The organism is Streptomyces solincola, assembly GCF_002982015.1.
GTDB classification, from domain to species: Bacteria; Actinomycetota; Actinomycetes; order Streptomycetales; family Streptomycetaceae; genus Streptomyces; species Streptomyces solincola.
Map to the genome: position 1 here is coordinate 1 of NZ_PVLV01000294.1, position 10,005 is coordinate 10,005.

At 73.6% G+C, this 10,005-nt stretch carries 11 protein-coding genes; 7 read left to right on the forward strand and 4 right to left on the reverse strand.

Annotation, left to right across the window (positions count from 1 at the left end; translation table 11 throughout):
- Positions 1-129 precede the first annotated feature (129 nt).
- From ectB to thpD, 3 genes are all read left to right on the forward strand, one after another.
- A complete protein-coding gene (ectB, locus tag C6N75_RS19300) occupies positions 130-1,398 on the forward strand; it encodes a diaminobutyrate--2-oxoglutarate transaminase (protein WP_105870165.1) in 1,269 nt (422 codons plus the stop codon).
- A 66-nt stretch (positions 1,399-1,464) separates the two neighbouring features.
- The gene (locus tag C6N75_RS19305) at positions 1,465-1,863 is read left to right on the forward strand and encodes an ectoine synthase (protein WP_105870166.1); all 399 of its coding nucleotides are present in this window, start codon (positions 1,465-1,467) and stop codon (positions 1,861-1,863) included.
- 3 nt (positions 1,864-1,866) lie between these two features.
- Complete coding sequence (thpD, locus tag C6N75_RS19310; protein ID WP_105870167.1) at positions 1,867-2,763, forward strand: ectoine hydroxylase; 897 nt, start codon at positions 1,867-1,869, stop codon at positions 2,761-2,763.
- Positions 2,764-2,873: 110 nt separating this feature from the next.
- On the opposite strand, the gene C6N75_RS19315 is transcribed toward thpD, so the two are convergent.
- Positions 2,874-3,953, reverse strand: coding sequence for an alkene reductase (locus C6N75_RS19315; RefSeq protein WP_105870168.1), 1,080 nt, complete (start codon positions 3,951-3,953; stop codon positions 2,874-2,876).
- A 176-nt stretch (positions 3,954-4,129) separates the two neighbouring features.
- Between C6N75_RS19315 and C6N75_RS19320 the strand changes: the two genes are divergently transcribed.
- Positions 4,130-4,684: a MarR family winged helix-turn-helix transcriptional regulator gene (locus tag C6N75_RS19320; protein ID WP_105870169.1), complete on the forward strand. Its 555-nt coding sequence runs from the start codon at positions 4,130-4,132 to the stop codon at positions 4,682-4,684.
- 26 nt (positions 4,685-4,710) lie between these two features.
- On the opposite strand, the gene C6N75_RS19325 is transcribed toward C6N75_RS19320, so the two are convergent.
- The gene (locus C6N75_RS19325; protein WP_105870170.1) at positions 4,711-5,760 is read right to left on the reverse strand and encodes an aminotransferase class V-fold PLP-dependent enzyme; all 1,050 of its coding nucleotides are present in this window, start codon (positions 5,758-5,760) and stop codon (positions 4,711-4,713) included.
- 102 nt (positions 5,761-5,862) lie between these two features.
- On the opposite strand from C6N75_RS19325, the gene C6N75_RS19330 reads away from it, so the two are divergent.
- Positions 5,863-6,492, forward strand: coding sequence for a hypothetical protein (locus C6N75_RS19330; protein ID WP_105870171.1), 630 nt, complete (start codon positions 5,863-5,865; stop codon positions 6,490-6,492).
- A gap of 33 nt (positions 6,493-6,525) precedes the next feature.
- Here C6N75_RS19330 and C6N75_RS19335 read toward each other — a convergent pair whose 3' ends face one another.
- Entirely contained in the window at positions 6,526-7,518 is a 993-nt protein-coding gene (locus tag C6N75_RS19335) for a class I SAM-dependent methyltransferase (protein ID WP_322888061.1), read from the reverse strand.
- A 38-nt stretch (positions 7,519-7,556) separates the two neighbouring features.
- Between C6N75_RS19335 and C6N75_RS19340 the strand changes: the two genes are divergently transcribed.
- Positions 7,557-9,017, forward strand: a complete 1,461-nt coding sequence (locus C6N75_RS19340) for a peptidoglycan D,D-transpeptidase FtsI family protein (protein ID WP_105870173.1) — start codon at positions 7,557-7,559, stop codon at positions 9,015-9,017.
- 51 nt (positions 9,018-9,068) lie between these two features.
- Here the strand turns inward: C6N75_RS19340 and C6N75_RS19345 are convergent, their stop codons facing one another.
- Positions 9,069-9,374, reverse strand: a complete 306-nt coding sequence (locus tag C6N75_RS19345) for an STAS domain-containing protein (protein ID WP_105870174.1) — start codon at positions 9,372-9,374, stop codon at positions 9,069-9,071.
- A gap of 216 nt (positions 9,375-9,590) precedes the next feature.
- Here C6N75_RS19345 and C6N75_RS19350 point away from each other — a divergent pair.
- Positions 9,591-10,005 (forward strand): TerD family protein (locus C6N75_RS19350; RefSeq protein WP_146132612.1); only part of this gene is annotated, 415 nt, incomplete at its 3' end.

A 10,005-nucleotide genomic window follows, 5' to 3' on the forward strand; every position in this document is an offset into this window, starting at 1 on the left:
GTCTGCGATGTCTGCGAAGTCTGGGAAGCCGGGGAAGCCGGCCCCCGCCGGCTTCCCAGGCTTCACAGACTTCGCAGACATCGCAGACTTCGCCGTCCGCCGCGACGGACGCACCGAGGAGAGAACCACGTGACCATCACCCCGCCCGCCCTGAGCGTCTTCGAGACCGTCGAGTCGGAGGTGCGCTCGTACTGCCGCGGCTGGCCCGCCGTGTTCGACCGCGCGCAGGGCGCCCGCCTCACGGACGAGGACGGCCACAGCTACCTCGACTTCTTCGCCGGAGCCGGCTCACTCAACTACGGCCACAACAACCCGGTCCTGAAACGCGCGCTGCTGGACTACCTGGAGCGCGACGGCATCACCCACGGCCTGGACATGGCCACGACGGCCAAGCGCGCCTTCCTGGAGTCCTTCCAGAACACGATCCTGCGCCCGCGTGACCTGCCCTACAAGGTCATGTTCCCCGGCCCGACCGGCACCAACGCCGTCGAGGCGGCGCTGAAGCTGGCCCGCAAGGTCAAGGGGCGCGAGGCGATCGTCTCGTTCACCAACGCCTTCCACGGCATGTCGCTGGGCTCGCTCGCGGTCACCGGCAACGCCTTCAAGCGCGCCGGCGCGGGCATACCCCTGGTGCACGGCACCCCGATGCCGTTCGACAACTACTTCGACGGCAAGGTCCCGGACTTCCTGTGGTTCGAGCGGCTGCTGGAGGACCAGGGCTCCGGCCTGAACAAGCCGGCCGCCGTGATCGTGGAGACCATCCAGGGCGAGGGCGGCATCAACGTCGCCCGGCCCGAGTGGCTGCGCGCGCTGAAGGCGCTGTGCGAGCGGCAGGACATGCTGCTGATCGTCGACGACATCCAGATGGGCTGCGGCCGCACCGGCGCGTTCTTCTCCTTCGAGGAGGCCGGCATCACCCCGGACATCGTCACGCTGTCGAAGTCGATCAGCGGCTACGGGCTGCCGATGTCGCTGTGCCTGTTCAACCCGGAGCTGGACGTGTGGAGCCCGGGCGAGCACAACGGCACCTTCCGCGGCAACAACCCGGCCTTCGTCACCGCCACCGCCGCCCTGGACACCTACTGGGCCGACGGCGGCATGGAGAAGCAGACCACCGCCCGCGGCGAGCAGGTCGAGCAGGCGCTGCTGGCGATCTGCGACGAGAACTCCGCCTACGGGGCCCACTACCGCGGTCGCGGCCTGGCCTGGGGCCTGGAGTTCTCCGACCCCCAGCGCGCCACCGCCGTCTGCGCCCGCGCCTTCGAGCTGGGGCTGCTGCTGGAGACCTCCGGCCCGCAGAGCGAGGTCGTCAAGCTGCTGCCGCCGCTGACCATCACACCGGACGAGCTGGACGAGGGTCTGCGCACCCTGGCCCGCGCCGTCCGCGAGACCGCCTGACACACCGCCGGGCAAGACCGAGCAAGACCGCACCCCGACCTCACACGGAGAGGAAGCGAGCACACCGTGATCGTCCGTTCGTTCAAGGAGATCGAGAACACCGACCGGCACGTCAAGGCCGCGTCCGGGACCTGGGAGTCCAAGCGCATCGTCCTCGCCAAGGAGAAGGTCGGCTTCTCCCTGCACGAGACGGTGCTCTACGCCGGCACGGAGACGTCCATGTGGTACGCCAACCACATCGAGGCCGTGCTCTGCGTCGAGGGCGAGGCCGAGCTGACCAACGACGAGACGGGCGAGACGCACTGGATCGAGCCGGGCACGATGTACCTGCTCGACGGCCACGAGCGCCACACCATGCGCCCGAAGACCGACTTCCGGTGTGTCTGCGTCTTCAACCCTCCCGTCACCGGGCGGGAGGACCACGACGAGAACGGTGTCTACCCGCTGCTGACCGAGGAGGTCTGAACCATGACCGCGACCACCACGACCACGAGCACCAGCACCGCTCCCCAGGACCTGTACCCGACCCGGGGCGCCACCGAGGTGCGCACCCCGCGCCGCGACCCGGTGGTGTGGGGGCGGCTCACCCCGGAGCTGGAGTCGTTCGAACGGGACGGGTTCCTCGCGGTCGACCAGCTCCTCACCCCCGACGAGGTGGGCGTCTACCAGGCCGAGCTGGACCGCCTGGTGAACGACCCGCAGGTCCGCGCCGACGAGCGCTCCATCATCGAGAAGCGCTCCCAGGCGGTGCGCTCGGTGTTCGAGGTGCACAGGATCAGCGAGGTCTTCGCGAACCTGGTGCGCGACGAGCGCCTGGTCGGCACGGCCCGCGAGATCCTCGGCTCGGACGTCTACGTCCACCAGTCCCGGATCAACGTCAAGCCGGGCTTCGGCGCCTCGGGCTTCTACTGGCACTCGGACTTCGAGACCTGGCACGCCGAGGACGGTCTGGCCCGGATGCGCACGGTGTCGGTGTCGGTGGCGCTCACCGAGAACCACGACACCAACGGCGGCCTGATGATCATGCCCGGTTCGCACAAGACGTTCCTGGGCTGCGCGGGCGAGACGCCGAAGGACAACTACAAGAAGTCGCTCCAGATGCAGGACGCGGGCATCCCGTCCGACGAGGCCCTGACCGGCTTCGCGGACGCCCACGGCATCAAGCTGTTCACCGGCAAGGCCGGTTCGGCGACCTGGTTCGACTGCAACGCGATGCACGGCTCGGGCGACAACATCACCCCGTTCGCGCGCAGCAACGTCTTCATCGTGTTCAACAGCGTGGAGAACACCGCGGTGGAGCCGTTCTCGGCCCCGATCCGCCGGCCGGAGTTCATCGGCGCCCGGGACTTCACCCCGGTGCGGTGACCCGCGGCTGAGCGACGGCCCGGGCCGACACGCCGACACGCCGACACGCCGAGGGGCGTGACCCGTCTCGTACGGGTCACGCCCCTCGGCGTCGTGCGGGCTCTGCCGGCTCAGACCGCCAGCGCCGGGTAGTCGGTGTAGCCGCGCTCGTCGCCGCCGAAGAAGGTGGCGGGGTCCGGGGTGTTGTACGGGCCGCCGGCCTTCAGCCGGGCCGGCAGGTCCGGGTTGGCGAGGAACAGCGCGCCGAAGGCGATCACGTCGGCGGTGCCGTCCTCGACCAGCGCCAGCTCGGCCGCGCCGGTCGGGCCGCCCTCGCTGTACGGGTTGAGCACCAGCGTGCCGGAGAACCGCTTGCGCAGCTCGTGGGTGAGCTCGCGCGCCTCGGCGGCGCCCTCCATCAGGTGCACGTACGCCAGGCCGAGCGGCTCCAGGGCGTCCACCAGCGCGGCGTACTGGGCGCGCGGCGCGGGTTCGTCGATGTCGTTGTAGGGGTTGCCCGGCGAGAGGCGCAGCGCGGTGCGCTCGGGGCCGACGGCCTCGGCGACGGCCTTGACCACCTCGACGGCGAAGCGGTTGCGGTTCTCCTCGGAGCCGCCCCACTCGTCGGTGCGCAGGTTGGCGTTGGGCGCGAGGAACTGGTGGATGAGGTAGCCGTTGGCGCCGTGCAGCTCGACGCCGTCGAAGCCGGCCTCGACCGCGTTGCGGGCGGCGGCGGCGAATCCGGCGATCGCCTCGCGGATCTCCTCGGCGGTCAGCTCGCGCGGCACGGGGAAGTCCTGGAGGCCCTCCGCGGTGAAGAGCTGTCCCGCGGGGGTGACGGCGGACGGGCCGGCCGGGTGCAGGTCGCCGGGCAGGTCGGCGGTGATCGATGGGTGCCCGATCCGGCCGGCGTGCATGAGCTGGGCGAAGATCCGGCCGCCGGCGGCGTGCACGGCGTCGGTGACCGTGCGCCAGGCCGCGACCTGCTCGGCGCTGTGCAGCCCGGGGGTGTTCGGGTAGCCCTGGCCGGCCGCGGTGGGCTGGACGCCCTCGGTGATGACCAGCCCTGCGGAGGCGCGCTGCGCGTAGTACTCGGCGGTGCGCGCGTCGGGCAGCCGGCCGAAGGCGCGGCTGCGGGTCATCGGGGCCAGGGCGATGCGGTTGGCCAGCCTGGTCCCGGCGAGGTCGATGGGGTCGAACGCGGTGGTCATGGGGACTCCCAGAGTTATGTGGTCAGCCAAGCAAATGCCTTGGACGCCACTGTAACGCATTACTTGGCCGACCAAGGTAAAATCTGCGGAGAGGTGCGGAGAGACTGTGCGCGCGGACGGCGGCCTCCGGAGGCCGCCGGGGACACCGCGCGCCGCGACGAGGAACGAGGGACGCCATGGCCGACCAGCACCGGGGGGCGGACACCGAGCCCGCCTGTACCGACGCCCTGCCCCTGGCCGCCCGGGGCGGGCCGCTCAGCCACGCGCTGTCCCGGGTGGCCCGGCTGCACCGGTTCACCGCCGGCAAGCTGCTGAAGGCGGCCGGGCTCTACCCGGGCCAGGAGTTCGTGATGATGTACCTCTGGGACCACGGCCCGGTGCGCCAGTCCGAGCTGATCCGGGTCATGGAGCTGGACCCCTCCACCGTCACCAAGATGCTCCAGCGCCTGGAGCAGGCCGGACAGGTGCGGCGCAGCCCCGACCCGGCCGACCGCCGGGCCGTCCTGGTCGAGGCGAGCGAGACGAGCTGCGGCCTGCTGAAGGAGGTCGGCGCGGCCTGGAGCGAATTGGAGGAGCGCACCCTGGCCGGGCTGCGGCCCGAGGAGCGCGCCGAGCTGGCCCGGCTGCTCGGCCTGGTCGAGGGCAACCTCTGCCGCGAGGCGTCCGCCGACTGCCCGGCGGCCGCCGAGGGCGGGGCCCCGGAGGAGGGCTGCCCTACGGCGGGCCGCTGATCCCGCCCGTGGTCACGGGGACGGCGTCAGCGCACCCCGGACAGCGCCTCCAGCGCCCGGTCCACGTCGGCCGCCGCGTTGTGCAGGTGGAAGGCGGCCCGCAGGCCGCCCGCCGGGGCGGAGACCACCACCCCGGCCGCCGCCAGCGCCTCGCGCGCGCCGCCCAGGCCGGGCACGACCACGATGGCCGAGTCCCCCGGCACCGGTGTGTGCCCCAGCTCCACCAGCCCCGTCCGGAAGCGGGCGGCCAGGCCGGTGGCGTGCGCGTGCAGTGCCGGCAGGCCGATCTCCTCGACCAGCGCCAGCGACCGCTCGGCCGCGTGGTACGCCAGGAAGCTCGGCGGCTCGTCGTAGCGGCGGGCCGAGGAGGCCAGCGGCAGCGCCCCGTACATGTCGTCCCGGGTCTCGGCGGCGAACAGCCCCGGCGCGAGCGGCCGCAGGCCCTCCTGGGCGTCCTCGCCGACGGTGAGGAAGGACACCCCGCGCGGGCTGAGCAGGAACTTGTACGCGGAGGTCACCGTGTAGTCGTACGCCCCGGCGTCCAGCGGCAGCCAGCCCGCCGCCTGGGTGGCGTCCAGCAGGATCCGCGCCCCGCACGCCGTCGCCGCCTCCCGTACCGCCGCCAGGTCGGCGACCCGGCCGTCGGCGGACTGGACGGCCGAGAGGGCGACCAGCGCGGTGCCCGGCCGCACCGCCTCCGCCAGCCCGTCCAGCGGGGCGTAGCGCGGCTTGAGGTCGGGGCGGGACGCGAGCGGGGTGACCACCGAGGCGAAGTCCCGCTCGGGGATCAGCACGTCCGCCCCGGACGGCAGCGAGGCGGCGACCAGGCCGGTGAGGGAGGCCACCGAGCCGGCCAGCGCCACCCGGTCCGCCGCCACCCCGGCGATCCGGGCGAAGGACTCGCGGACCGCCGCCGTGGCGGCCAGGCTGCCGCCGGCCCGCTCGTTGCCCGCGGCGGTGTCCTCGGCCAGTCGCCGTACCGCGTCCACCGCACGGCGCGGCAGCAGTCCGCAGGCGGCGGTGTTGAGGTAGGTGGACACGGGCGCGAACTCGTCACCGCCGAGGGGGCTCTCCATACCCCCACCTTGATCCATCGGGCGGTGGCGGTCAACGCCCCCGCGAGCGCGCCCGGTTCGGCGCGCGACAATGATCCGGTCGTCGGGTCCGGAGGGGGAGTCATGGGTGTACGGGGCAGGGGTGCGCGGCGCGCGCTGGCGGCCGTGGTCGCGGCGGGCGCGCTGGCGGTGGCCGGCTGCGGCACGGAGCGGGCCGCGCAGGACGGGCCGCCCGCCGCGGGGGACGCCGGGTGGGGGACCGCCGCCCCGCCGGCCGCCGATCCGCCCGCCGCCGGGAGGGCCGCGCACGACCGGGCCTTCCCCGGGGTGGCCCGGCGGTGCGCCGGCACGCCGGTCACCGCGCCGCCGGAGCCGTCGCCGTCCGGGTCCGTCTCCCTGGACCCGGAGGCGGCGAAGTACGCGGAGAACCACGCCTTCAAGCGGCAGCGGCCGATGCGGCCGGACGCGGAGTGCCGGGGCCGGGCGCACGCCGAGCGGATCGCCGAGGCGCTGTCCGGGCCCGCCGGGAAGGCGGCGGCCGGCGGCGAGGAGCCGCTGAAGGCCGCGCTGGCCGCGCTCGGCTACCCCGAGCAGTCGGTGCGGGTGTACCCGGACGGGGCCGGCCTGGCCTTCAGCGTCTTCGTGCCGGACGCCGGGCCGTGCGTCAGCGGCCGGCCCGGTCCGCCCGCCGATGCCGAGGCGCACGGCCCCTACGAGGAGGGCGGCTGCGTCGAGCCGGTCGGCGGCCACTGAGCCGCCGGGGGCCTCAGCCGGCGGCCGGAGCGGTCACCGGGGCCCGGCGGCGGACGCCGTGTAGTAGACGTTGAACGGGTCGCCGTCGACCGAGCGGACCGTGACGCCGGTGAACCCGGCCTCGGCGAGCATCCGGCACGCCGTCTGCTCGCCCCACACCGTGCCCAGACCGGCCCCGCCGGCGGACAGCGAGGTGGTCATGCAGTAGAAGAGCGAGAAGCCGAAGAGCAGCGGCCCGAAGGGATGGCCGATGTTCTCCTCCAGCCTGCTGGAGGCGGCGATGTCGCCCATCAGGAAGACGCCGCCGGGGCGCAGCGCGGCGGCGACCGCGGCCAGCGCCTCGGCCGGCCGGGCCAGGTCGTGGATCACGTCGAAGGCCGTGATCAGGTCGTAGGTCCCGGGCAGCGCGGTGGCGTCGCCGACGACGTACGAGACGTTCTCCAGCCCGCGGCGCCCGGCCTCCCGGCGGGCCTCGGCGATGCCGTCCTCGGAGCGGTCCAGGCCGGTGAAGCGGCTGTGCGGGAACGCCCCGCCGAGGACGGCGGGCGCGCGGCCCTGCCCGGTGCCGACGTCCAGGGCGTCCAGCCCGGCGTCCAGCCTGCCGGTCAGCCCGGGGACGAGCGGCACGATGGTGTCCACCAGCGTGGTGTCGTAGACCCGGGCGGTCTCCCGCGCCTGGAGCGCCTGGAAGCGCGGGTACGCCGCGTGCGGCACGCCGCCGCCGTCCCGGAAGCAGGCCACCACCCGCTGCTCGACCTCCCCCATCAGCCCGATGTACGGGGCGAGGGCGGCCAGGTCGTCCGGGCCGGCGGCGGTGGTGAGGCAGGCGGCGTGCTCGGCGGGCAGGGCGTAGGCGCGGGCCTCGGGCTCGTACTCCACGATCCCGCCGACGACCATGCCGCCGAGCCACTCGCGGACGTACCGCTCGTCCAGGCCGGCCCGCTCGGCGACGGCGGCGGAGGCCGGTCGCCGCCGTGACCCCGCCCTGTCGGTCGTATGAACGTTTGGTGAGAAAACCGCCCCAATGGAACTCGGCCGGGGGCGCCGCTCGTCCCCCCGGCGGGATGAACAAGACGATTCGACGAGCCGCGGTCTTCACCCTGCTCCTGGTGTTCGCCCTGCTGGCGCGGGCGACCTGGGTGCAGGCGTACGAAGCGAAGCCCCTGGCCGACAACAAGCACAACCGGCGGAACCTGATGGCGAAGTACGCCCAGCCGCTCGGGGACATCATCGTGGCCGGCTCGCCGGTCACCGGCTCGAAGGAGGCCCCCAGCGGCGACCTGCGCTACCAGCGGACCTACAAGGACGGCGCGCTGTACGCGGCGGTGACCGGCTACAGCTCGCAGGCGTACGGCGCCAACCAGCTCGAAGGCATCTACTCCGACGTGCTGGACGGCACCGACGACCGGCTGAAGAACCCGCTCGGCGCGCTCACCGGGGAGCAGACCTCCCCCGGCGACGTGCTGACCACCATCGATCCGGCCGTGCAGAAGGCCGGGTACGAGGCGCTGGGCGACGCCAAGGGCGCGGCCGTGGCGATGGACCCCCGGAGCGGCCGCATCCTCGGCATGGTCAGCACGCCGTCCTTCGACCCGTCGAAGATCGCCGGGTCGAACGACGGCGACGCCTGGCAGGCGCTCTCCGAGGACGAGGACAAGCCGCTGGTGAACCGGGCGATCCGGCAGCCGGTGGCACCCGGTTCGACGTTCAAGCTGGTGGTGGCCGCGGCCGCGCTGGAGGACGGCCTGTACGGCTCGGTGGACGAGTCCACCGACAGCCCCAACCCCTACCGGCTGCCCGGCACCACCACCGACCTGGAGAACGAGAACGCCTCCGCCCCCTGCGAGGACGCCTCGATCCGCACCGCGCTTCAGTACTCCTGCAACAACGTCTTCGGCAAGATGGCGGTGGACCTGGGCCAGGACAAGGTGAAGGCGATGGCCGACAGGTTCGGCTTTGACGACGAGAAGCAGGACGTGCCGGTCCGGGCGTACGCCAGCCGCTACCCGACCGGCATGGACAAGGCGCAGACGGCGCTGTCCGGCATCGGTCAGTTCGACGTCACCGCCACCCCGCTGCAGATCTCCATGGTGTCGGCCGCGCTGGCCAACGACGGGGTGCTGGCCTCCCCGCACCTGGTCTCCAAGGTGGTGGACTCCGACGGCGACGCGCTCGAGTCCTTCGACGACGGCGAGGACGGGGACGGGCGGCGGGTCGTCTCGGCCGAGACGGCCGGGCAGCTCCAGGACGCCATGCGGACCGTCGTGGAGGAGGGCACCGGCACCAACGCCAGGATCAGCGGGGCGGAGGTCGGCGGCAAGACCGGCACCGCCCAGCGCGGCGTCGACAACAGCGGCACGCCGTACGCCTGGTTCACCTCTTACGCCAAGGACAAGGCCAGTGGCAAGCAGGTCGCGGTCGCGGTCTTCGTGGAGGACTCGCACGCCGCGCGCAACGAGGTCAGCGGCAACGGCCTGGCCGCCCCGGTGGCCAGGAAAATGATGGCCGCCGCGCTGGGCCGCTGACGCCGGTCCGGTACGAACCCGGGGCGCCCCGGACCGCCGGGGCGCCCCGGGTCAGGGGCCGGTGAGCACCTGCCGGCAGCCGGCCACGTCCAGGGTGCGGGCCACCAGCGGGCTGCACGCGACCACCCGCAGGCCGCCGCCCGCCCGGACGGCGTCGGCGCGCAGCGCCAGCAGGGTGCCGATGCCGGAGGAGTCCAGGAACGACAGCGGCCCGAGGTCCACTTCGAGCGGCAGCGCGGCCAGCGGGGCGAGCGCCGCGATCACCTCCGGACAGGTGTGCAGGTCCAGCTCGCCGCGCATCCGCACCAGGACGGGCCGGATACCGGCGAGGACGTCGATGTGCAGCTCGGTGCCCATCCTGCCGCCTCCCGCGAATTTCTCCACCTGATGTCCGGCGGGCGGTGCCGCACGCTCCCCGACACTCCTTTCGCACACCTCCTGCGCAGGTCCTTCACAGCGGGCGGACGGCTCCGACCAGTCCGGACGGAGCCGTCCGCGCGGACCCGCTCGGCCGTCCGGGGGCGGCGGCGCGGGTAAGGGAACGGCAAAGCCGGGCCGCTCGTTACGCCAGGCATGACAGCTATGACCCCCGGCTCGAACATCCCCCTGCCCGTGGCGCGCGTGGCGGTGGACGTCTCCGCGCCCGTGCGGCTCGATGTGTCGGGCCTGCTGCTCACCGCCGACGGCAAGGTCCGCTCCGACGCCGACTTCGTCTTCTACAACCAGCCCTCCGGGCCGGGCGTGACGCACCGCTCCGGCGGCGGCGCGGCCCCCGACGCCATCGTGGTGGACACCGCCGCCCTTCCCCCGGACATCGAGAAGGTCGTGGTCACCGCGAGCCCCGACGCGGCCGGCCAGACGTTCCAGGGCATCGAGCCCACGGCCACCGTCCGCGGCGACGACGGCGCCCCGCTGGCCACCTTCACCCCGCCGAAGCTGGGCGCCGAGACGGCGCTGATCGTGGTCGAGGTCTACCGCCGGGGCGGCG